Source organism: Actinomadura sp. NPDC049382, from assembly GCF_040677125.1.
Lineage (GTDB): Bacteria > Actinomycetota > Actinomycetes > Streptosporangiales > Streptosporangiaceae > Spirillospora > Spirillospora geliboluensis.
This window is the reverse complement of the sequence record NZ_JBFARO010000034.1, coordinates 42,135-64,292: the sequence shown is the minus strand read 5'-3', so window position 1 is coordinate 64,292 and position 22,158 is coordinate 42,135. Positions and strand designations below refer to the sequence as shown.

The 22,158-nt window shown below is 69.9% G+C and carries 18 protein-coding genes and 2 tRNA genes; 5 read left to right on the top strand and 15 right to left on the bottom strand.

Annotated features, from left to right (window positions below; all coding sequences use genetic code 11):
• Positions 1 to 51: 51 nt before the first annotated feature.
• The 3 genes from AB0K34_RS21700 to AB0K34_RS21690 form a co-directional block, all read right to left on the bottom strand.
• Positions 52 to 127, bottom strand: a tRNA-Ala gene (locus tag AB0K34_RS21700).
• Positions 128 to 145: 18 nt separating this feature from the next.
• On the bottom strand, positions 146 to 862 hold the full coding sequence (locus tag AB0K34_RS21695; protein ID WP_364550478.1) for an HAD family hydrolase: 717 nt from the start codon (positions 860 to 862) through the stop codon (positions 146 to 148).
• A 22-nt stretch (positions 863 to 884) separates the two neighbouring features.
• Complete coding sequence (locus AB0K34_RS21690) at positions 885 to 1,004, bottom strand: DLW-39 family protein (protein WP_217999819.1); 120 nt, start codon at positions 1,002 to 1,004, stop codon at positions 885 to 887.
• A 208-nt stretch (positions 1,005 to 1,212) separates the two neighbouring features.
• On the opposite strand from AB0K34_RS21690, the gene AB0K34_RS21685 reads away from it, so the two are divergent.
• The 3 genes from AB0K34_RS21685 (at position 1,213) to AB0K34_RS21675 (ending at position 4,144) form a co-directional block, all read left to right on the top strand.
• Positions 1,213 to 1,422 carry a hypothetical protein gene (locus AB0K34_RS21685; RefSeq protein WP_364550476.1) on the top strand — a complete coding sequence of 70 codons (210 nt, stop codon included), beginning with the start codon at positions 1,213 to 1,215 and terminating at the stop codon, positions 1,420 to 1,422.
• A 17-nt stretch (positions 1,423 to 1,439) separates the two neighbouring features.
• Positions 1,440 to 2,231, top strand: a complete 792-nt coding sequence (locus tag AB0K34_RS21680) for an SDR family NAD(P)-dependent oxidoreductase (RefSeq protein ID WP_364550475.1) — start codon at positions 1,440 to 1,442, stop codon at positions 2,229 to 2,231.
• A 122-nt stretch (positions 2,232 to 2,353) separates the two neighbouring features.
• Positions 2,354 to 4,144, top strand: a complete 1,791-nt coding sequence (locus AB0K34_RS21675; RefSeq protein ID WP_364550473.1) for a M64 family metallopeptidase — start codon at positions 2,354 to 2,356, stop codon at positions 4,142 to 4,144.
• A gap of 613 nt (positions 4,145 to 4,757) precedes the next feature.
• On the opposite strand, the gene AB0K34_RS21670 is transcribed toward AB0K34_RS21675, so the two are convergent.
• The 4 genes from AB0K34_RS21670 to AB0K34_RS21655 all read right to left on the bottom strand — a co-directional run bounded on the left by AB0K34_RS21670 (position 4,758) and on the right by AB0K34_RS21655 (position 9,588).
• The gene (locus AB0K34_RS21670) at positions 4,758 to 5,690 is read right to left on the bottom strand and encodes a DMT family transporter (protein WP_364550471.1); all 933 of its coding nucleotides are present in this window, start codon (positions 5,688 to 5,690) and stop codon (positions 4,758 to 4,760) included.
• Positions 5,691 to 6,040: 350 nt separating this feature from the next.
• Entirely contained in the window at positions 6,041 to 6,889 is an 849-nt protein-coding gene (locus AB0K34_RS21665) for an AraC family transcriptional regulator (RefSeq protein WP_364550506.1), read from the bottom strand.
• Positions 6,890 to 7,928: 1,039 nt separating this feature from the next.
• Positions 7,929 to 8,162, bottom strand: coding sequence for a hypothetical protein (locus AB0K34_RS21660; protein ID WP_364550469.1), 234 nt, complete (start codon positions 8,160 to 8,162; stop codon positions 7,929 to 7,931).
• Positions 8,163 to 8,880: 718 nt separating this feature from the next.
• The gene (locus AB0K34_RS21655) at positions 8,881 to 9,588 is read right to left on the bottom strand and encodes a VOC family protein (protein ID WP_138642189.1); all 708 of its coding nucleotides are present in this window, start codon (positions 9,586 to 9,588) and stop codon (positions 8,881 to 8,883) included.
• Between the two features lie 232 nt (positions 9,589 to 9,820).
• Here AB0K34_RS21655 and AB0K34_RS21650 point away from each other — a divergent pair, with 232 nt between their 5' ends.
• Together AB0K34_RS21650 and AB0K34_RS21645 are read left to right on the top strand one after the other, a co-directional pair.
• The gene (locus tag AB0K34_RS21650; RefSeq protein WP_364550467.1) at positions 9,821 to 10,681 is read left to right on the top strand and encodes an intradiol ring-cleavage dioxygenase; all 861 of its coding nucleotides are present in this window, start codon (positions 9,821 to 9,823) and stop codon (positions 10,679 to 10,681) included.
• A gap of 20 nt (positions 10,682 to 10,701) precedes the next feature.
• Positions 10,702 to 11,061: a hypothetical protein gene (locus AB0K34_RS21645; protein ID WP_138642187.1), complete on the top strand. Its 360-nt coding sequence runs from the start codon at positions 10,702 to 10,704 to the stop codon at positions 11,059 to 11,061.
• A gap of 269 nt (positions 11,062 to 11,330) precedes the next feature.
• Here AB0K34_RS21645 and AB0K34_RS21640 read toward each other — a convergent pair.
• The 8 genes from AB0K34_RS21640 to dnaN all read right to left on the bottom strand — a co-directional run bounded on the left by AB0K34_RS21640 (position 11,331) and on the right by dnaN (position 21,734).
• Positions 11,331 to 11,404, bottom strand: a tRNA-Ile gene (locus AB0K34_RS21640).
• 92 nt (positions 11,405 to 11,496) lie between these two features.
• Positions 11,497 to 12,429 (bottom strand): DUF3566 domain-containing protein, encoded by a 933-nt coding sequence (locus tag AB0K34_RS21635; RefSeq protein ID WP_240808618.1) that lies wholly within the window; start codon positions 12,427 to 12,429, stop codon positions 11,497 to 11,499.
• Between the two features lie 42 nt (positions 12,430 to 12,471).
• Positions 12,472 to 14,994: a DNA gyrase subunit A gene (gene gyrA, locus AB0K34_RS21630; protein ID WP_138642106.1), complete on the bottom strand. Its 2,523-nt coding sequence runs from the start codon at positions 14,992 to 14,994 to the stop codon at positions 12,472 to 12,474.
• A gap of 130 nt (positions 14,995 to 15,124) precedes the next feature.
• A complete protein-coding gene (gene gyrB, locus AB0K34_RS21625; protein ID WP_138642329.1) occupies positions 15,125 to 17,062 on the bottom strand; it encodes a DNA topoisomerase (ATP-hydrolyzing) subunit B in 1,938 nt (645 codons plus the stop codon).
• Between the two features lie 531 nt (positions 17,063 to 17,593).
• Positions 17,594 to 18,130, bottom strand: a complete 537-nt coding sequence (locus tag AB0K34_RS21620; RefSeq protein ID WP_301174000.1) for a DciA family protein — start codon at positions 18,128 to 18,130, stop codon at positions 17,594 to 17,596.
• Between the two features lie 85 nt (positions 18,131 to 18,215).
• Positions 18,216 to 19,340 carry a DNA replication/repair protein RecF gene (gene recF / locus AB0K34_RS21615; RefSeq protein ID WP_301173999.1) on the bottom strand — a complete coding sequence of 375 codons (1,125 nt, stop codon included), beginning with the start codon at positions 19,338 to 19,340 and terminating at the stop codon, positions 18,216 to 18,218.
• Between the two features lie 177 nt (positions 19,341 to 19,517).
• Complete coding sequence (gene gnd / locus AB0K34_RS21610) at positions 19,518 to 20,447, bottom strand: phosphogluconate dehydrogenase (NAD(+)-dependent, decarboxylating) (RefSeq protein ID WP_301173998.1); 930 nt, start codon at positions 20,445 to 20,447, stop codon at positions 19,518 to 19,520.
• Between the two features lie 144 nt (positions 20,448 to 20,591).
• The gene (gene dnaN, locus AB0K34_RS21605) at positions 20,592 to 21,734 is read right to left on the bottom strand and encodes a DNA polymerase III subunit beta (RefSeq protein ID WP_089327663.1); all 1,143 of its coding nucleotides are present in this window, start codon (positions 21,732 to 21,734) and stop codon (positions 20,592 to 20,594) included.
• Between the last annotated feature and the right edge of the window lie 424 nt (positions 21,735 to 22,158).

Here is a 22,158-nt window from a genome sequence, read left to right as displayed (position 1 = left end):
CGCTAATGGCCCGAACGCCCTCATCCATGATCGGGATGAGGGCGTTTTGGGTGGTGGAGCCTAGGGGATTCGAACCCCTGACACCCGGCTTGCAAAGCCGGTGCTCTACCAACTGAGCTAAGGCCCCGGGTTGGCGGGTCAAAGCTTACCCGTGGTCGGGGGTGGGCGTGGCATCGGCCGGGGTGCGGAGGACGAGGGCCGGCAGGTCGGCGATGGTGGGGAGGACGTGGGTCGCGCCGGCGGTGCGGAGGCGGTCGCGGGAGTGGGGGCCGGTGAGGACGCCGGCGGCGACGGACGCGCCCGAGCGGCGGGCGGACATGATCGTGGGGGCCGTGGCGGCGCACACGGCGATGTTGCGGACGTCGTCCACGCCGAGGCGGAGGGCGGCGGTCAGGACGAGGTCGGGCCACGGGCGGTCCCGGGGGACGTCCTCGGGGCTCAGCGTCAGGTCGGCGCGGTCCCACCAGCCGAGGGCGTCGATGATGCGGGCCTGCGTGGTGCGGCCGGAGCCGGTGAGCAGGCAGACGCGGACGCCGGAGGAGCGGAGGCGGCGCAGGACGTCACCGGCTCCGGGCACGGGAACCAGGCCGCGCCGGTCGATGAGCTGGCCGTAGGACCGCTCGAACGCCAGGTGCGCGGCCTGGGCGCGGGGCTCGTCGAAGAGCGAGCGGAAGACGCCGATCTCCGATTCGCCGCGCGTGTCGTGGAAGCGGGCGGTGGCACGTTCGAACGCCGCCGTGCCGGAGACGATCCCCAGGGTGGCGATCGCCTCGGCGAAGGCGGTTTCGGCGGTGTCGCCGTCCGCGACGGTGGTCCCGGCGAGATCGACGCAGGCGACGGTGATCGGCGCCGCCTCGGTCACGCCGGGGCCTGTCGCCGGCGTGTCAGTTGTCGGACGACGTGGCCTCGGTCCACAGGTCCAGCTCGGCGCGGTCCTGCTGCATCCGGCGCCAGACGGCGAAGCCGCCGAGTGCGACAACGGCGAGAATGAGCAGCTTCTTCACGGTGGGACCCCTTCACCTCGACTATGAAGTCAAAACCCGGGGATCGCGGATCAGTGACTGCTTCCCCCAGGTTCTTGGAAGCCTAGCAACCGTTGCCGGGCGGTCCGCACCCCGCTCACCGTTATCGGACGGCACGTCTGATGTGCCGTCCCTCGCCGGGACGTCCGGAGGACCGCATAATCCGAGGGGACGACCTTCTGGAGTGCCGATGGCAGAGGACGACTTCCGGCGCTGGGAACGCGAGTTCGAGCGGGACGCGCCGGAGGAGGGGCGGTCCGGGAGCCGGGGGCTGGTGCTGATCGCGGGGATCATCGCCCTGGGGTGCGCGGCGCTGATCGCGATGGGGGACGTGCCGCTGGGCACGGCCGGGCTGGTGCTGTCGTCGATCGTCCTGCTGCTATGGCGGATCGGGTTGTGATCCGCCATCATCTCGGCATGGATCTGCGCGGAGCGACCGTCCTGGTGACCGGGGCGACCGGCGGGATCGGGCAGGCGCTCGCGACCGCGCTCGCCGACCGGGGCGGCCGGGTCGTGCTGACGGGCCGGCGGGCGGACGTCCTGGAACCGCTGGCCGACCGGCTCGGCGGCCGCGCCATCGCCGCCGACCTGGCCGAGCGCGGCGCGGCGGAGAAGCTGCTGGACGAGGCCGGACGGGTGGACGTGCTCGTCGCGAACGCGGCGCTGCCGGCGTCCGGGCTGCTGGGCGACTACTCGATCACCGAGATCGACCGGACGCTGGACGTCAACCTGCGCGCGCCGATCGTGATGGCGAAGCTCGCCGCGGCGCAGATGGCCGATCGTGGCCGCGGGCATCTGGTGTTCGTGTCGTCGCTCGCCGGGAAGACGGCGTCCGGGCACGCGTCCCTCTACAACGCGACGAAGTTCGGTATGCGGGGGTTCGCCCTGGCCTTGCGCGAAGATCTGCGGCCGCACGGCGTCGGCGTGTCGACCGTTTTCCCCGGCTTCATCCGGGACGCCGGGATGTTCGCGGACGCCGGCGTGACGCTGCCCCGGGGTGTCGGCACACGGTCTCCGCGGGACGTGGCGCGCGCGACGATCCGGGCCGTCGAGCGGAACATGGCCGAGGTCGACGTCGCGCCGCTCGGGCTGCGGCTCGGCGCCCGGATCGGCGGGATCGCCCCGGCCCTGTCCGCGGCCGTTCAGCGGCGCGCGGGCGGGCAGCGCATCGCGGAGGGGCTCGCCAACGGGCAGCGCGGCAAACGGTAGCGACAAATCCGGATACTCAAGTGATAATCCGGGCGTGTCCCACTTGATCAGTGGGACGGGCCTGGCGCAGCGCCCCGGCCGGACCCGGCCGCCGCGTGCGCCCCTCCCGAGGAGGTCTGCGCATGTGGACGGGCAGGAAGATCGTGATCGGGGCGGCGGCGCTGACCGTCCTGCCGCTGATGGCCACCACGCCCGCGCGGGCGGCGGAACCCGCGGACGCGACCGTGGTGCCGATCCAGGTGACCGGCGACCCCGCCAAGCGCTTCAACCTGATCGTGCTGGGCGACGGCTACACAACGGCGGACATGCCGAAGTTCCGCACGCACCTCGCCACGCACCTGAACGACCTGTGGACGATCGAGCCGTTCAAGTCGTATCGCAGCTACATCAACGTGTACGCGGTGGAAATCCCGTCCGGCGAATCTGGGGTGAGCTGCGACCCGGCGTTGTCGTCGCCACGCCGGACTACACCGCTGCGCATGGCGTTCTGGAGCGGGTGCCGGGACGACGGCATCCAGCGCCTTCTCGTCATGGACTCTGCGGCGGCCAAAACGTACGCGGATCTCGTCCAAGGGGCGACGGTAGGAAACCGGCAGATCCTTGCGCTCGCCAACAGCGACACCTACGGCGGTGCAGGCGGGACGTATGCGACGGCATCCGGCGGCAACGCGATGTCCGCTCTCATAGCCCCGCACGAACTCGGGCATTCACTGGGCGGGCTGAACGACGAGTACGACTACTACCAGCGGGGCGTGCCTGGAGGGACGTACAGCGGTCCTGAGCCTGAGTCCATCCATCACACGCTGCTGACAGAGCAGGAGATGGAGGCGCAGAAGAAGAAATGGTGGCGCTGGCTCGGTGAGCGTAGCGAGGCCGGAGGCATCATCGGACGCTACGAGGGCGGCCTCTACTTCAGTAAGGGCGTGTGGAGGCCGAGCCAGCACTCGATGATGAAGACGCTCGGCTACTACTACGACCAGGTCGCGCGCGAGCGGATGACTGAGCGAATCTCAGGCAAGGTCAGCCTCGTCCAAGCGCACACGCCCACGGACACTCCGGTGGGCGACGACCGCGTCCTGTGGGTCGAAACGATGCATCCGGCCGGTCACCAGTTGTCCGTCGCATGGGCGGTCGACGGGAGAACTGTGCGGAAGGGTTCCAACCTCGACCTGTCCACGCTGCGCCTCAAGAAGGGCACGCACACGGTCACGGTGACGGTCACGGACCCCACCGACTTCGTCCGGGACCCGGCCATACGGTCGTCGGCCGCACTCACACAGACCCGCTCATGGACGGTCGACACCGACCTGAGGACACCGCCAGCGACCGTACCCCTCGACTTCGCCTCCTCCACGCCGACCGACCAGCCCGTGAACGCCGAGTCGGTCGTGTTCGCGGAGACGACCCATCCGCTCCGATCCGTCCCTAAGGTGCGTTGGGAGCTCGACGGCCGCCCCGTACCGGGCGGCGACCGGGACATCGACCTCAGCCGCTTCCGGCTGACCGCGGGCACGCACACGCTCGTCGCCAGGGTCGGCTCCAAGAGGCGGGTGTGGACGGTCGACGCGGAACGTCCAGCGGTGGCGTACGAACTGTCCAAGGCGGCCCAGGTCGTCCGAGGGCGCACACCCGAGTACGTCTTCGACGGCCCGTTCACCATGCGCCTGACCGGCAGCGACGACCGTCCAGGCGTGGTCGTCCCGGAGTTCCGGGTGGACGGCGACGGCTGGTTCAACTACTTCGGCTGGCCGACGGACTCGTCCGCCCCCTGGCTGTTCACCGCGACCGGCACCGTCATCGACGGCCTCACCTACGGCAAGCTCGGCAAGGGCCGCCACACCATCGAGTACCGCGCGACCGACCCGTCCGGCAACACCAGCCAACCGCAACGCTTCATCGTCACCGTCCGCTGACCCGACGCGCAGCCCGCTTCCCCTCCCCCCGCAGCCCTTCACCAGGCCCATATCGAGGGACGGCCTGGATGCAACGGAGGACATCGCCCCGAACACATGCCGCCGAGCCCGACGCACAGACGCCAACGTCCCAGCGCGCCGTTCCACAGACGCCGGCGCGGCAAGGCCCCAGGTGCTAGCCGCAGCAACGTCCAGGTGCCAGCCGTAGCAACGCCCAGGCTCGAACCCGCCGCCCCGCAGACGCGAAGGGCTGACGCGCGGACGCGAACGCGCCGCCGACGCGCAGGCACGGAGGCACCGACGCGCACCCTGCCGGTCCGCAGACGCCAGCGTGCTGACGCACATGCGCGAAGGGTCGACACGCGTGAGGTCTGCAGTGGTGGCGTCGCAACCGCAGCGGTCAGTGGAACGAACGTGGCCGCAAGAGCGCGCGTGGAGTGCTGTGCGCCTCGGACCAGCGCCTCGAGGGAGCAGGGCGGACCGACCGGCCCCTGGAATGCTCTACGACCGCAGGCCGGACATCTGGGGTCGAGCGAACGAGTTCGAGGGTGGCCCCCCAGGCAAGGAGCCTGAGTACAGGGCATGCCCCCGGACATGCACGCCACGTTCGGTCTCATCCTGAGGCGGGCTCAGTGGCGGTTCTCGCTCCCTTGGACGGCACCTCCTCGGTTGCGGGCTCGGCCGCCGGGGGCGTGGTGCGACGCGCGGTCGCAAGTACGGAGCCGCCCAGGATAAGCGCGAACGAGGCGATGATCGTGCCAGTCAGGGGCTCGCCGAGGAAGACGACTCCGGCGGCGACCGCGACGGCTGGGTTCACGTAGGTGAACACCATTCCGCGGGATGTGCCGACCTCCCGGATCAGCTCGAAGAACACGATGAACGCCAGCGCCGTGCAGACCAGGCCGAGCGCGATGAGCGCGGCGAGCACACGCCCACTCGGCATCGTGTCCGGCCAGGTGGCGATCGCGGGGCCGGTGTAGCAGAGCGCGGCGATGGCCAGCGCGAACGCGGCCATGTGCAGGCTGGGCAGGTCCTGGAGCTTGCGCATGGTGATAATCGGGGCGATCGAGTATCCGAGGACGACGAGCATGACCTCGCCGATCGCCCACGCGCTGCCGCCGGTGAGATGCGGGGCGGCGAGAACGCCCACGCCGGCCAGGCCGACGAGCAGCCCCAGCCAGCGCATCGGGCCGAGCCGCTCCGCGTCGCCGGTGAGCCATGCCAGCACGACCCCGACGATGGGGACGGCGGCGATCAGCAGCCCCGTCATGGAGCTGGTCAGCCGGTTCTCGGCGTCCGACAGCAGCGCCCACGGGCCGAGGATCTCCACCGCGGTGAACGCCAGCAGCGGACGCCAATGCCGGCGGACCGTGTCCAACTGCCCGGACCGGATCACCAGCGGCAGCAGGACGAGGGCGCCGAGCGCGGTCCGGGTGAACACCACCATGGGCACCGAGACGCTCTCGACCGCCACCTTGATCATCAGATAGGGGATGCCCCAGAGCACGCTCATCAGCGCGAACAGCATCCAGCCACGACGACTCAACACGACCTCCGTTCGTTCCGTCCGCCCCCAGCGCGCCGTCGCCACCGGACACCAACCCCGCTTGACGGGTCCGACACCAACCCTGCGATGCGGCCTCGACCTCCGAGCCGCTCCCCGCGCCGTCGCCTCTCCTCAGCACGCCCAGGACGGACATCACCAGGGTGCAAGACGCCGGTCCACACCGTCTTGAACGCTGTTGCGGGGGGATGCCCGAATACCGCACCTCTACGAAGCAACAGCGCGCACACGCCCCCGCCCCATCACAACCGCCAGGTCCCCCTAGCGCCCATCACAAAGACGCACGACGACGCACCGCGCTCTCCCAGCGACCGTTGCGATCGAGCCTGACCTCACCAGCGTGAAGGGCGGCGCACCGCACTCTCTTGGACGCTGTCGCGGAATGCGCCGGGGGTGACGCCGAGCACGCGGCGGAACCATCGGGTGAGGTGCGCCTGGTCGGCGAATCCCACGAGCATCGCCGCCTCGGCCGGACGATGCCCGGTCTCCAGGAGCGCACGGGCTCTCGCCACGCGGTGCTGGGCGAGCCACGCGTACGGCGGCATGCCCATCGCGTCGCGGAAGGCGCGCAGCAACTGGTAGCGGGAGAGTTCGAGGTCGGCGGCCATCTCGGCGAGCGTGGGCGGGGCGGTGAGCTCGTCCGACAGACGGGTCGCGACCCGACGGGCGATCCGCCCGGCATCGGCTCGGCCACGTGGCGGCATCGCCGCCGGCCTGTGCACCGCGTGCCGCCGTATGAGAGCGCCGAGCACGCCGAGCAGCCGGGATTCGCCCTCCAGCGGGTCTTCGCCGAGCCGGAGGGCGCGGTGGGCCTGCCGCAGCGCCTCACCGAGCCGTACGTCGTCGATGATCGGCTCACGGAAGTGGGGCTCCGCCGACACCGGCCCGGCCTCCGCGACCGTGGCAGCGCCCAGCAGCTCGGCGCCTGGGTACAAACACAGGTAGGCGAACCCTTCCGGACGTGCCGGACCGCCGGTGTGCGCTTCCCCCGGCTCGACCACGACGATGCTCCCGGCCGCCGAGTAGATCTTCTCGCCCCGGTAGCGCATCGTCTCCAAGCCGTCGACCGTCACGCCAATGGCGTACTCGTCGTGGGTGTGCGGCGCATAGTGCCGCCGGCCGATCCTGGCGGTCAGTAGGTCGAGCGGCGCCCCCTGGATGCCACCGATGCGGGTCCACAGGGTCTGGTCAACGCCCCTCCCAGCGCCGGCACCGGCGGCCCGGCCGCTTGCCCTCGGTAGCCGACGAGCCGTTCCGGTACCTGGACCTCGCCCATTGCGCCCGCTGCCACCCTCACGGCCCTCACCGGAACCAGAGCCACCGCCGTGGGCGCCTTCGACCGCCCGCAGGGCGCCACGTCCAGCCCCACTCCCATGCCTAATCCCAGGGCTAGCCCCGAGCCCAGCGGCCGCACCGGACCCTGCGGCACCGTCGGTGGCGATGGCAGTGGCGTCGAGTACAGGGGCGTCGATGGCCGAGCCGGTCACATCGCCAGTGACGATGGGTGCGCCAGTGGCGGCGCCGGTGGCCGTAGTGAAGTCGGCAACCGGACCAATCGCGCCAGTGGCTCCGACGGTAATGGCGGTCGTGCGACTCGTGGCGCCACTGGCAGCGGCGGTAGTCGGACCGGCGGCGGAGTCGATGACCAGACTGCTCGCAGTACCAGTAACGCTGATGCTGGCTGCGCCAGGTGCAGCAGTGGCGGCGGCAAGACCAGTGCCGAGGTCGGGGTCAGTTGCGGAGGCAGCCGCATGGCCTGCGGAGGCCGCAGGGCCGGTGATGACGGCGGCCGGGCCGGTCGAAGTGCCCGTGACAGCAGCGTTGTCTGGACCGGTGCCATCGGTGGTGGTGGCCGGGTCGGTCGCAGCATCGGTAGTGCCGGTGGTGGCTGCGCTAGAGACAGCAGGGGCGGCGGCAGGACCAGTGCCAAGGTTGGGGGCAGTTGCAGGGGCAGCTCTATGCCCTGTGGGAGCCGCAGGGCCGTTGGTGGCGCCAAGGCTGGCGGTGGTGGCAGGGCCCGCGTTGGCTTCGAGGTGGGGGACGGCGGCCGCGCCGCTCGGCGCGTCAGTGATAACAGCTGCGCCAGTGGCCGTGGCGGTTCTAAAGGCTGTTGGGGGTGTAGGGGCGGACTTGGGGCGGCTGAGGGCCGGCGTGGGTGGGGTAGGTGGCTGGGGCGTTCGGGTGCTGGAGGCGCTTGGGTCCCGGGTGGTGGACGGGTGGTCAGGCTGAGAAGATGTGCCGGAGGCGCCAGTTGTTCTGGTCACGGCCGAGCTCCGCGACGGCCACGCCCTCGGCGCCGGTGACCCTTACCCGGTAGACCCTGCCCTCGTGGGGCGTGCCGTAGGTCTTCAGCACCTTGTCCACCGCGTAGCGCGCTCCTCGCCACTCGTACGCGGTGAGCCGTCCCGCCGGGTCGTGCTCCGTCCGGACCGGCTCGTTCAGCAAGTGCCCCATGCCGGGAGAGTAGCACGCGTTCGAACTGATGTTCGCAGGTCGGGCGGCTCTTTACGGTGCTGAGACCAGGCCGGTGAAGTGACTTGAAGCCCTGCCGCGCCGGGCGTGACGCGGGGGCCGGCCAGCGTCGGGTGCCGGTACGGAATCTACGGCGTGCGTGCGCCATGTAGATGGCAACACGCCCTGCGGCCGATCTCGTCCCGCGGTCGGGGACGTCCAGCACGGGACGAACTCGTTCTGGGGCCTGCGTGCGGGCGGCGGACAGGGTTTGGAGGCGGTCATCCACAGGCTGTGGGAAAACTCTGCGCACATCTTCTCCCCCCTTGCAGCAGGCTGTCCGGAGGCCGCGTCCACAGGCGGATCCCCAGAACAGCCGGGCTTTCCACGGTCTGCACGGCGCGTCTGACGCCGTTCCCTCCATCGTCCACAAGGTCGGGCCGCCGATCACAGAATCCACAACCTGTGGATAACTTCCGTGCACAACCTGGGTGCGACCGGCCGACTCTGCGTCCACCATTCTTCCCCAGGTCGCCCCCAACCGGTGCGACCAGTTGTCCACGTCGTGGAAAACCCGCTGACCAGGGAGAAGGGCCATCCTCGGGCACCTTTGCCCACACCCCGTTCACAGCCTGTGGGTGAAGGTCCTCCACAAGCACGTCGCGTCGGTGGACAACACTGCCCACCGGAAATCCCCAGCTGTGTCCCCAGCCGAGAGCCCTCAGGCAGGGAGAGCGTCCTCTAGGTCGGCGAGGCGCCGTAGATCGTCTACCTGGGCGGACGGGTCCTCGACCGAAACGCTGCGGGCATCGGTGAGGAGCGTGCGCGCGCGGGCCCAGTCCTCCATGTGGACGGCGGCGTCAGCTCGCAGCACCAAGGCTCTGAGTCGTTCGGACGGGGTCAGGGGCTCGTCCGAGTTCAGCAGGTGGTCAAGGATCCGGGCCGCGGCACGATGGTCGCCCTTCGAGTCGCCGCCGAGCAGGGCGGCCATGTGGAGTGCCTTGGCCACCGGCTCGGTCGGTATGGGCGCGTGCTCCAGGTCGTCCGAGATCGGCTGGCCGATGCGGAGCTGGAGCCCGTCCGGGTCACTGAGAAGGAACTGCCGGACCCCGTAAGTCATGTCCCGCACCGCGCTGATCCTGGGAAGCCCCCGCGTGGGAACCCGGCCGAGCGACTTCTTGAGCCCGCCTCGGAACGCGTCATACAGGTCGTCCACGGCCGTGGTGGTGACGTAGCACATGTTCATGGACGCCGCCGGGTCGTGTTTCCGCCACCCGAAGAAATGCAGTTCGAGGTCGCCCCGCCGGACCCCGAGATAGGGGTTGGGACGCGTCTGCCAGGACGTCTGCTCGAAGCCGAGGGCTCGGTAGAACTCCCAGGAAGCCTCGATCGAGCGGCACGGAAAGATCGGGATCGCCTTCTCGCTCATGCCCGGAGCGTAAGTCCGGTCGGCGCGCATAGTCAAACTTGACTACCGCCGATTCCAGGTCGGCGACGAGTCGGCCGTACGTGCGAGGCCGTCGCAGAGGATGATGATGTTGCTGCGTCATCGTGGGCCGAGGCCGGGGCCGCATCCGCGGGAAGATTCCGCCGCCGGCCCGAGGGCGAATCAGCCGCGAGAGTTTTCCACAGACTGTGGACAATGGAGGCCGGGAGGCATCGTGGACTTCAACGAGCACACCGCGACGGAGGCCGTCCAGAACAGTTTCCGCGAGACCCCGGACCCGCGCCTCCGGGAACTGCTCGACGCGCTCACCCGCCACGTGCACGCATTCGTCCGCGAGACCAGGCCGTCCGTCCGGGAGTGGGAGCAGGCGATCGAGTTCCTCACCGCCGTGGGGCAGTCCTGCACTGACACACGGCAGGAATTCGTCCTGCTGTCGGACGTGCTGGGCGTCTCAATGCTCGTGGAGACCCTCAACGAGCAGGAAGGCGGGACGGAGAGCACCGTCCTGGGGCCCTTCCACATGGTCGAATCGCCGCAGCGCGCGCTGGGCGACAGCATCGATCTGGTGGGCGAAGCCGAACCCTGCGTGGTGTCCGGACGCGTCCTCAACGCCGATGGAGCGCCGCTGCCGCACGCGCAGGTCGATGTCTGGCAGTGCGATGAGAAGGGCTTCTACGACGTCCAGCAGCCCGGTTCGCAACCGCCCGGCAACGGCCGCGGGCTTTTCCGGACCGACGCCGAGGGACGCTTCCGTTTCCGCACCGTCCTGCCCAGCCATTACCCGATCCCCACGGACGGCCCGGTCGGTCGGCTCCTCAATGCGACCCGCCGGCATCCCTACCGTCCCGCCCACATCCATTTCATCGTCCAGGCGGACGGGTACGTGCCACTGACGACGCACATCTTCGTCGCGGGAAGCCCCTATCTGGACTCCGACGCCGTCTTCGCCGTCAAGCAGAGCCTCATCGTCGACTTCGCCCGCTCGGACGACGAGGAGGCCGCTGAGCGCGCCGGCGTCCGGGCGCCCTTCCGCCACGCCGAGTTCGACCTCGTCCTGAGCAGTGAACCGGCATAACGCATCGGCAGAATGTGCGGATGTCCACCATGACCCTCTGGCGTCCGGTCGGTCCCGCCGAGCTGGAGCTGCTGCGCGCCGCGGACTGGCGTGCCTGGCCCCCGCGCCTCCCCGACCAGCCGATCTTCTATCCGGTCCTCAACGAGGAGTACGCGATCAAGATCGCCCGCGACTGGAACGTCGCCGCGCACGGCTCGGGCTTCGTGACGAGGTTCCAGGTGGACGCGGCCTTCGCCGAGCGCTACCCCGTACGCCAGGCCGGCGGCCGCACCATCCTGGAACTCTGGGTCCCGGCCGAGGAACTGGAGGAGTTCAACGAGCACATCGTCGGCCGGATCGAAGTAGTCCACGAGTTCCACACAACGAAACCCGCCACCTGACCCCACTTATCCACAACCTGTGGAGAACCCCACCCGCATCTCTGGATAAGCCCCATCGCTCACAGGCCCCACAGGCGGCAAGGCGCCACGCAATTCAGAGCACCGCAATGTGACGCAAGGCACAGGACCCCGCTAGCCGCAACCGGCAGGGGGCGTGGGGGCGAAGCCCCCACACCGGGGGTCTGGGGGTCGCCCCCCAGGCAAAAACGACGAAGGAGTGACGGGGAAGGAGCCCCCAGGCTCCGACCACGTCACTCCCAACTCCGAAGTGGGCCTAGGTGGACTTGAACCACCGGCCTCATCCTTATCAGGGATGCGCTCTAACCGACTGAGCTATAGGCCCGGAGTGTGCCGCCGCCCCTGGCGGCGCAACGAGAGGTTACCCCATCTGGGCGGACAACCGGAAATCGATTGCCGGGCGGCGGCGGGGTGGGGCTACTCGGCCTCCTTGAGGGTGACCTCGACGCCGCCCACCAGGTCGGCGGCGAGGTTGTAGATGACGGAGCCGACCGTGGAGAGCGCCGTGATGAGCATGACGTTCAGGGCGCCCACGAGGACGGTGTAGCCGAAGACGCGGAAGAAGGAGAACCAGCTGCCGGCGTCGACGCTGCCGGTGGTCTCGCCCTGCTCCTTGGTGAGGCTGTTGATCGTGTCGCTGATGGCGTCGAACACGCCGAGGCCGGACAGGATCGTGTAGAGGACGATCACGGCGACGAGGAGGACGACGAAGCAGACCAGCGACATGACGAAGCTGAACTTCATCACCGACCACGGTTCGAGCCGGGCGAGCTGGAGCTGGGCCTTGCGGGCCGGCTTGCCGTTGGCGGGCTTGGCCGAGTTCGCCGGCGCGACGGACGTCGAGGCGGCGGGACGGTCCTTGAGGACGGTGCCGGCGAAGCCGCCGCGGGCGGAGCCGCCCGCGGCGGGAGCGGAGGGCCCGGAGGAGGCCGGGCCGGAGGAGGAGTTGAACGGCTTGCCGGCGGGCTCCGTACGTCCTGCCGAGACCGATCCGGACGGCTCGGCGGGCTTGGCCCAGCCCGCCGAGCCGGAGGAGGACTTCGGCGCCGGGTCGGACGTGTCGTCCGCGGCGTCCTTGACCGGGGCGATCTCGGGGGTCTCGGCGTCCTTCTCCTCGATCTTCGCGAGGTCGATCCTGGTCGTGTCCGCGCCCGAGCCGCCCGAGCCGCCCGCGGACGCCTCGCGGTCGATGTCGACGGTCGTCTCGTCCCGCCCGGACTTGGCGGCGGAGACGCTCTTGGCCGGCTTCTTCCCGGACTTGCCCGACCCGGATTCGGCGGCCGGTTTCTTACCGGCGCCGTCCGCTTCCGGGCCTGACCCGCCCTTGTTCTTGCCGGGCTCGGTGCTCACGTGTCCTCCTGGCCTAGCGGCTCGGTGACGATGCAGGATACGTCACTCACCGTCGCCCCCTTCGGCGTCGTCGGCGTCCTCGGCGTCCTCGGCGTCCTCGATGGACTCGACGTTCCTCGCGATCGCCACGACGCTGTCGCCGTCCGCGAGGTTCATCAGGCGGACGCCCATGGTCTGCCTGCCGGACTGCTTGATCTCGGCGGCGGTGGTGCGGATCACGCCGCCGTTCGACGTCATCGCGAACACCTCGTCGTCGGGGCCGACCATCAGTGCCCCTACCAACATGCCCCGCGCCTCCACGATCTTAGCGGTGAGGACGCCCTTACCCCCACGTCCCTGAAGGGGGTATTGGTCGACCGGAGTCCGCTTGGCGTAGCCGCCCTCGGTGGCCACCAGGACGTCGTCGGAGCCGTTCTTGACGACGAGCATGTTGAGGACCTCCTGGTCCTCCTCGAAACGCATGCCGATGACGCCGGACGTGGCGCGTCCCATCGGCCGGAGCGACTCGTCGTCGGCGCGGAACCGGATCGCCTGCGCGCCGGTGGAGACCATCAGCAGGTTGTCGTCGGAGGACACCAGCCGCGCGGCGATCACCTCGTCGTCGTCGACGAGGTTGATGGCGATGATGCCGCCGGTGCGGGGCGAGTCGAAGTCGCGCAGGGCGGTCTTCTTGACGCGGCCCTTCTTCGTGCCGATCACCAGGTACGGGGCGACGTCGTAGTCGCGCAGGTCCATGACCTGGGCGATGTGCTCGTCCGGCTGGAAGGCCAGCAGGTTCGCCACGTGCTGGCCGCGCGAGTCGCGGCCCGAGTCGGGCAGCTCGTAGGCCTTGGCGCGGTACACGCGGCCCTTGTTGGTGAAGAACAGTATCCAGTTGTGCGTCGAGGTGACGAAGAACTGGTCGACGATGTCGTCCTGCTTCAGCTGCGCGCCGCGGACGCCCTTGCCGCCGCGCCGCTGCGCCCGGTACTGGTCGGTGCGGGTGCGCTTGGCGTAGCCGCCGCGGGTGATCGTGACGACGACGTCCTCTTCGGCGATGAGGTCCTCGTAGGACACGTCCCCGTCGAACGGGACGATCTCGGTGCGCCGGTCGTCGCCGAACTTCTCCACGATCGGGGCGAGCTCGTCGCCGACGATCTGCCGCTGCCGCTCGGGCGAGGCCAGGATGTCGTTGTAGTCGGCGATCTCCGCCATGAGCTTGTCGTACTCGTCGGTGATCTGCTGCCGCTCCAGGGCGGCGAGCTTGCGCAGCTGCATGTCGAGGATGGCCTGCGCCTGGATCTCGTCGATCTCCAGCAGGTTCATCAGGCCCTGCTGCGCCTCCGACGCCGACGGCGAGCGGCGGATGAGGGCGATGACCTCGTCGATCCGGTCGAGGGCCTTCAGCAGGGCGCGCAGGATGTGGGCGCGCTCCTCGGCCTTGCGGAGCAGGAACCGGGTGCGGCGGACGATGACGTCGATCTGGTGCGCGACCCAGTGCCGGACGAACTGGTCGACGCGCAGGGTGCGCGGCACGCCGTCGACCAGCGCGAGCATGTTCGCGCCGAACGTCTCCTGCAGCTGCGTGTGCTTGTAGAGGTTGTTCAGGACGACCTTGGCGACGGCGTCCCGCTTGAGGACGATGACGAGCCGCTGCCCGGTGCGGCCGGACGTCTCGTCGCGGACGTCGGCGATGCCGTCCAGCTTGCCGTCCTTCACCAGGTCGGCAATCTTCAGGGCGAGGTTGTCCGGGTTGACCTGGTACGGGAGTTCGGTGACGACGAGGCAGGTGCGGCCCTGGATCTCCTCGACCTCGACGACGGCCCGCATCGTGATGGAGCCGCGGCCGGTGCGGTACGCCTCCTCGATGCCCTTGCGGCCGACGATGAGGCCGGCGGTGGGGAAGTCGGGGCCCTTGATCCGCTCGATCAGCGCCTCGAGCAGCTCGTCGTCGGACGCGCCGTAGTTCTCCAGGTACCAGCGGACGCCGTCGGCGACCTCGCGCAGGTTGTGCGGCGGGATGTTGGTCGCCATCCCCACCGCGATGCCGGCGGACCCGTTGACCAGCAGGTTCGGGTACCGGGACGGCAGGACGTCCGGCTCCTGGGAGCGGCCGTCGTAGTTGGGGGAGAAGTCGACGGTCTCCTTGTCGATGTCGCGCAGCAGCTCCATCGCCAGGGGCGCCATGCGGCACTCGGTGTACCGCATGGCCGCGGCGGGGTCGTTGCCGCGCGAACCGAAGTTGCCGTTGCCGTCGACCAGCGGGTACCGCATCGACCAGGGCTGCGCCAGCCGGACCAGCGCGTCGTAGATGGCGGAGTCGCCGTGCGGGTGGTAGTTCCCCATGACGTCGCCGACGACGCGGGCGCACTTGAAGTAGCCGCGGTCGGGCCGGTAGCCGCCGTCGTACATCGCGTACAGGACGCGGCGGTGGACGGGCTTGAGGCCGTCCCGTACCTCGGGCAGCGCGCGCGCCACGATGACCGACATCGCGTAGTCGAGGTAGCTCTTCTGCATCTCGACCTGGATGTCGACCGGCTCGATCCGTTCGCCGGGGTGGCCGCCCTCTGTGGTCACGTCCGTCACTGTGAAGACCTCTTCTGCTCGATGGGAAGGAAGTACGTCCGCCTGCGGGGCCCGGGCCGGTGGGAGTCGCGGGAGCCGTGGAACTCGCGGTCGGGCGCGTCAGGCGCGGGGCCCGGGCGGGGCGGGTACCTCAGATGTCGAGGAAGCGCACGTCCTTGGCGTTGCGCTGGATGAACTCCCGGCGGGGCTCGACCTCCTCGCCCATGAGCACGCTGAACAGCTCGTCCGCCTGGGCGGCGTCGTCCAGCTGGACCTGCAGCAGGACCCGGTTGTCGGGGTCCATGGTGGTGTCCCACAGCTCGTTGGCGTTCATCTCGCCGAGGCCCTTGAAGCGCTGCACCTGGTCGCGGGGGCGCGGGTCGCGCTTGCCGGCGGCGATCCCCGCCTCGATGACCGCGTCGCGTTCGGCGTCGGAGAAGGCGTAGTCGGCGTCGCTGCCCCGCGCGTCCCACTTGATTTTGTAGAGCGGCGGCTGCGACAGGTACACGTGGCCGGCCTCGATCAGCGGCTTCATGAACCGGAACAGCAGCGTCATCAACAGGGTGTTGATGTGGTGGCCGTCGACGTCGGCGTCCGACATCAGGATGATCTTGTGATAGCGGAGCCTGGTGATGTCGAACTCGTCGTGGACGCCGGTGCCGAGCGCCGTGATGATCGCCTGGACCTCGTTGTTCTTCAGGATCTTGTCGATCCTGGCCTTCTCCACGTTCAGGATCTTGCCGCGGATCGGCAGGATGGCCTGGAAGTGCGGGTTGCGGCCGCCCTTGGCGGAACCGCCCGCCGAGTCGCCCTCGACGATGTACAGCTCGGACTTGGCCGGGTCCGTCGACTGGCAGTCCGACAGCTTGCCGGGCAGCGACGTCGTCTCCAGCAGGCTCTTGCGGCGGGTCAGGTCGCGCGCCTGCCGCGCCGCGACCCGCGCGCGCGCCGCCTGCGACGCCTTGTTGATGATCTCCTTGGCCTCGCCCGGGTTCTCCTCGAACCAGTCGCGCAGGTGCTCGTTGCACGCCCGCTGGACGAAGGACTTGGCCTCGGTGTTGCCGAGCTTCGTCTTGGTCTGGCCCTCGAACTGCGGGTCGGCCAGCTTGATCGAGATGATCGCGGTGAGGCCCTCGCGGACGTCCTCACCCGTCAGGTTGTCGTCCTTGTCGCGCAGCAGGCCCTTGTCGCGGGCGTACCGGTTGACGATCGTCGTGAGCGCCGCCCGGAAGCCCTCCTCGTGGGTGCCGCCCTCCGCCGTGTTGATGGTGTTCGCGAAGGTGTGCACCGACTCGGCGTAGGACGAGTTCCACTGCATGGCGATCTCGACCGACATGCCCTCGGTCTCGTCGCTGAAGTAGACGACCGACTCGTGGGCGGAGTCCTTGCGCGCGTTGATGTAGCGGACGAAGTCCTCGACGCCGCCCTCGTAGTGGTACCGGACGACGTGCGGCTCGCCGTTGGAGTGGTCGGGACGCTCGTCCCGCAGCGTGATGGCCAGGCCGCGGTTGAGGAACGCCATCTCCTGCATGCGGCGGGAGAGGGTCTCGAAGTTCCACTCGGTGGTCTCGAAGATCTCCGGGTCCGGCCAGAAGGTGATGAGGGTGCCGGTCTTGTCGGTCTCCTCGCCCTTCTGGAGCTCGGCCTCCGGCCCGCGCCAGCTGTACGCCTGCCGCCACACGTGGCCGTTGCGCCGGACCTCGGCCTCCAGCCGGGTGGACAGCGCGTTGACCACGGACGAGCCGACGCCGTGCAGACCGCCGGAGACGGCGTAGGACTTGCCGTCGAACTTGCCGCCCGCGTGCAGCGTGGTGAACACCAGCTCGATCGCGGGACGTTTCTCCACCGGGTGCTCGCCGACGGGGATGCCACGGCCGTTGTCGTCCACGCTCACGCCGCCGTCGGCCCTCAGCGTCACCACGATGTCGTCGGCATAGCCGGCGAGGGCCTCGTCGACCCCGTTGTCCACGATCTCGTAGACGAGGTGGTGCAGGCCGCGCTCACCGGTCGAGCCGATGTACATGCCCGGGCGCTTGCGAACCGCCTCAAGCCCTTCAAGGACAGTGATCGAACTAGCGTCGTACGCCAAAGGAGATCCTCCTGCCGGGGATGTCTGCCGCTCCGCGCCCGAGGGAGGCGCGATGTGCCCCGTAACACACATGAGGGCACCCGGTCGTGCTCTGTTCGTGTTGGTCAGAGCCCCGGGCGGCCCATGGCGGCGCAGCATCCTGAACCGAATACATTCTACCGGCTGGCGCGGTAAAAAGTGGCACTCACGAGCGCTGTGTGCGCGTGTGGCGGCCGATCGGGCCTGGAGCTACATCCCCCCATAGGTCCCGGGGGGTTCTCTGGTCTACGTGGCGCTGGCCGCTGAACTGGACGCCCCGCATCCCGAACAGATGTTCCCACCCGCCACCGACACTCCGCGGCCACCTCCCCGACGCCTTCGGGCCTCCGCGAAGACCCGCCACCGTAACCGCAAGTCACCGGAACATGACCGCGGGCACACCGCACCCCCGAGCCGCCGCCCACCCGCGACCACTCCCCCCACCGCACCCCCAGCCGAGCGCCCCCACGCGGGGCATTTCCGGCCGAGCGCTTCGGGCGGGGGCGGGGCATGTCAGCGGACCCGCCAGGCGCCCGTGCGGCGCGGGCCCGAGGACGGGCCGACGACCTTCACCCGGCGGACGGTGCCGTGCCCGAGTTCCTCGTTCAGCCGCCGGACGAGCGTCGAGGACAGCAGGCGCAACTGGGTCGCCCACGTGGTGGAGTCGGCGGCGACGGTCAGCACGCCGTCCTCGAAGTGCTCGGGGCGGGTGTGCTCGGCGAGTTCGGCGCCGACGATGCCCGCCCAGTTGCCGAACACGCCGCCGACGGCCGCGCGCTGCTCCCAGCCCCGGGACGCCATCAGATCGCGGATGGCCGCGCCGAACGGCTTGGGGTCGCCTCCGCGTCCAGGGTCCCTGACCCGGATGACGCGTCCGCCGCCCTTGCGCTTGCCGTTCTGGTGGCCGGGGAGCGTGCCGCGCTTCAGCGCGTCCGCCTTCGCCTGGGCGAGGGCCTCCCGCGCCAGCTCGATCCCCGACTTGGCCGGGGCGACCTCGTCCGCGGCCCCGTCCTCGGGGGACTTGTCCACATCCTGTGGATCATCACTCACGCGCTCGCCCCTTCCCGTTCCGCTCCGGAGACGCCCCCGCCCCCGTCGGGACGCACCGCCACCAGCCTGTTCGGGGACGGCATCGTCAGTCCCGGACGACCTGGCCGTCGGAGACGGTATACGAGCCCCCCGTCAGTTCGGCCGGGACGTCCGCGGGGACGGCGGCCGTGATGAGGACCTGCTCGGCCGGCGCGACCATGTCGGCGAGGCGGCTGCGGCGGCCCGAGTCCAGTTCGGCGAACACGTCGTCCAGGATGAGGACGGGGGCGTCGCCGTCCGCGCGCAGCAGGTCGAAGGCGGCCAGCCGCAGGCCCAGGGCGAACGACCACGACTCCCCATGGCTGGCGTAGCCGCGCGCCGGCAGCTCGCCCAGGCGCAGGACGAGTTCGTCCCGGTGCGGGCCGACGAGGCTCACGCCCCGCTCCAGCTCCTGCTTGCGCGACTCGGCCACCGCCTTCATGAGCTGCTCGGCGAGTTGTCCACGGTCTGTGGACAACTCCACGTCGCCCAGCGAACTCCTGTAGATGAGATCGGCCGCGCCGCTGTGCGGTGCGAGGGCCGCGTAGGCGCGTGCCACGAGCGGGCGCAGGGCGTCCACAAGGTGCAGCCGGGCGGCCAGCAGTTCGGAACCGGTGCGGACGAGGTGCGAATCCCAGACGTCGAGGGTCGCGAGCACCTCGGGGCCGGGGGAGCGCCTGTGCGCGGCCGCCGATTTCAACAGGGCGTTGCGCTGCTTGAGGACGCGGTCGTAGTCGGACCTCACCCCGGCGAAGCGCGGGGCCCGCGCGGTGAGCAGCTCGTCCATGAACCGGCGCCGCTCCCCCGGATCGCCCTTGACGAGCGAGAGGTCTTCGGGGGCGAACAGCACCGTCCGCAGCATCCCCAGGATCTCGCGCGGCCTGGGGACGGGGGACCGGTTCAGCCGCGCCCGGTTCGCCTTGCCCGGGTTGATCTCAAGCTCGATCAGCGCCTTGCGGTCGTCCTTCACCACCCCGGCCCGGACGATCGCGCGCGGCGCCCCGTGCCGGACGAGCGGCGCGTCCGTCGCGGCCCGGTGGCTGGCGTGCGAGGCGACGTAGCCGATGGCCTCGACCAGGTTCGTCTTGCCCTGCCCGTTCGGGCCCACGAACGCCGTGACTCCCCGCTCGAGCGCGACCTCGGCGGTCGGGTACGAGCGGAAGTCCTGCAGCGAAAGGTGGGCGACGTGCACGAGACACGAGAGTAGAGCCTTCAGCGCCCTGCCCATGCCCCCCGCACCCCCGCCCGCGAGTACCCGCACAGGCCCCGCCGGCGGCGGGGCTCCGTGACATCACCCGCCATCCTCCGGTCGGCGCGGGGGCGCCGTCCCGGAAACCACATCCTGTGGATAACTTCGCGGGCGGGGCGGTCACACCTTCGGCGGGGCGACGTCGGCGCCGGGGGAGTCGGCGCCCTTCGCGGTCTCCACGGCGTGGCCGCCGAACTGGTTGCGGAGGGCGGCGACGACGCGCATCGCGGGGGAGTCGTCCTGGCGGGAGGCGAACCGGGCGAACAGCGAGGCGCTGATGGCGGGCAGCGGCACGGCGTGCTCGACCGCGGCCTGCACCGTCCAGCGGCCCTCGCCCGAGTCGTTGGCGTAGCCGCGCAGGTCGTCCAACTCCGGGTCGTCGGCAAGCGCACGGTTCAGCAGGTCCAGCAGCCAGGAGCGGATGACCGTGCCCTCCTGCCAGCTGAGGAACGTCTCCGGCACCCGGGTGACGATGGGGCTCGCCTCGATCAGCTCGTAGCCCTCACCGAACGCCTGCATCATCGCGTACTCGATGCCGTTGTGGACCATCTTCACGTAGTGCCCGGCACCGATCTCACCGGAGTGGACGAAGCCGTACTCCCCCTCCGGCTTCAGCGTCTCGAAGATGGGCATCAGCCGCTTCACGTTGTCCTCGTCGCCACCGACCATGAGCGCGTAGCCGTTCTCCAGACCCCACACGCCGCCGCTCACTCCACAGTCAACGAACCCGATGCCCTTGGCGGCGAGTGCCTCACCGTGCTTCTGGTCGTCCACATAGTGTGAATTACCGCCGTCCACGACGAGGTCACCGGGCTGCAGGACTTCCCCCAGGCTGTGGATGGTCTCCTCAGTGGGCTTCCCGGCGGGCACCATCACCCACACGGCGCGCGGCGGGGAGAGCCGTTCGATGAGTTCCTGCAGGGAACCGACATCGCTCACCTGCGGGTCACGGTCATAACCGATGACCGTGTGGCCGCCGCGGCGCAGCCGCTCGGCCATGTTGCCGCCCATCTTGCCCAGGCCGATGATCCCAAGCTCCATGAAGCTCACTCCCCTGTGCGTAACCCTGTGCGTAACTGCTGTGCCTTACCGCGCGCACGCGTGCGCCAATGCGCGCGTGCGCGACCGCCCGGGCGGCTCCCCCGCGGGTCGTCGTCCCCGGCGTGCCCCGGGGCATGCCCCAGGGCACAGTCCTTATCCGGACAGTCGGACCGGCATGATCAGGTAACGGTAGTTCGGGTTCTCCCCGTCCTGCGGGGGCTTCCCAGTGAGGACGGCCGGCTTGGTCGGCGTCGTGAACGACAGCCGCGCCACGTCCGAGCCGATCGCTGAGAGCCCGTCCAGCAGGAACGCGGGGTTGAAGGCGATGTCGATGTCCTCGCCCTCCAGGGACGCCTCAAGGGCCTCCACGGCCTGGGCCTCGTCCCCCGTCCCCGCCTCCAGGACGACCTCGCCCTGGCTGAAGGAGAGCCGGACGGGCGTGTTGCGCTCGGCGACCAGGGAGACGCGCTTCACCGCCTCGATGAACGGCGCGGTCTGGATCTCGGCGAGGCCCGCGTACTCGCTCGGCAGCAGCGACCGGTACTTGACGAAGTCGCCGTCCAGCAGGCGGGACGTGGTGCGGCGGCCGCCGCCCGCGAAACCGATCATGCCCTCGCCGGTGCCGCCCGTCCCGCCGAGCGCGATCGACACCTCGGCGCCGGCGGTCAGCGACTTGGCGGTGTCGGCGAGCGTCCGCGCCGGGACGAGCGCGACGGCGGAGAAGTCGGGGCGCTCCGGCTTCCAGTGCAGCTCGCGGACGGCCAGCCGGTACCGGTCGGTGGACGCCAGCGTGACCGTCTCGCCCTCGATCTCCACCCGGACGCCGGTCAGCATCGGGATCGTGTCGTCCTTGCCGGCGGCGATCGCGACCTGGGAGACGGCGGCGGCGAACTCGTCGCTGCCCACCGAGCCCGCGGCGGGCGGCATCTCCGGCAGCGTGGGGTAGTCCTCCACAGGCATGGTGAGGAGTGTGAACTTCGCGCTGCCGCAGCGGAGCATCACCTTCGCGCCGTCCGTCGTCACCTCCACAGGGTGGGGAGGAAGGCTGCGCGAGATCTCCGCGAGGAGGCGCCCCGACACGAGGGCCGTCCCCGCCTCCTCCACATCGATCTCCGTGGACACCTGGGCGGAGACCTCGTAGTCGAACGCCGACAGCGTCAGCCGGTCGTCGTTGCCCTCACCCCCGGCGACGAGGTGCATGCCCGCCAGGACGGGCACCGGGGGCCGGACGGGCAGGGTGCGCGCTGTCCAGGCGACGGCGTCGGCGAGGGCATCTCTGTCGATGCGGAACTTCAACGGGACCAGCCTCCTGCAGGTGTCGGACAAGGGTGCGGTGATCTCGGCCGGGCCGGAGCGCTCGGGGCAGGTTGTCCCCAGGCCCTGACTTGAGATGGATCTTTTCTTGGATAGAGAAGTGGTGCAGTACCAGTAATAGGGGCGGTGGATAGTGTGGACAACACGAGTTTCTGCAGGTCAGACCGCGTTTCTCTGTCCACTGGGGCTGTGCATGGCCGGTGGACGGCGCGGGACGGCCTGGGGACGGCGAAATCATCCCCACACGTCATCCTCAAGTCATCCCCCGGTTTTCCACGAGTTCTCCACGGGTATGAGTGCCGTTTCGGCGCCCTGTGCATGACGACCGCGTGATCGGCGGATCCGCCCACAGCCTCGTCCCCAGGCCGTCCCCAGGTCGTCCACCGGTTTTCCCCAGGGCGGTGAA

Bases quoted from the DNA above. Each gene is read 5' to 3' on its own strand.
- AB0K34_RS21660 (WP_364550469.1), bottom strand. From the start codon at position 8,162: ATGGGGCACTTGCTGAACGAGCCGGTCCGGACGGAGCACGACCCGGCG.
- AB0K34_RS21675 (WP_364550473.1), top strand. From the start codon at position 2,354: ATGTGGACGGGCAGGAAGATCGTGATCGGGGCGGCGGCGCTGACCGTC.
- AB0K34_RS21680 (WP_364550475.1), top strand. From the start codon at position 1,440: ATGGATCTGCGCGGAGCGACCGTCCTGGTGACCGGGGCGACCGGCGGG.
- AB0K34_RS21645 (WP_138642187.1), top strand. From the start codon at position 10,702: ATGTCCACCATGACCCTCTGGCGTCCGGTCGGTCCCGCCGAGCTGGAG.
- AB0K34_RS21655 (WP_138642189.1), bottom strand. From the start codon at position 9,588: ATGAGCGAGAAGGCGATCCCGATCTTTCCGTGCCGCTCGATCGAGGCT.
- AB0K34_RS21685 (WP_364550476.1), top strand. From the start codon at position 1,213: ATGGCAGAGGACGACTTCCGGCGCTGGGAACGCGAGTTCGAGCGGGAC.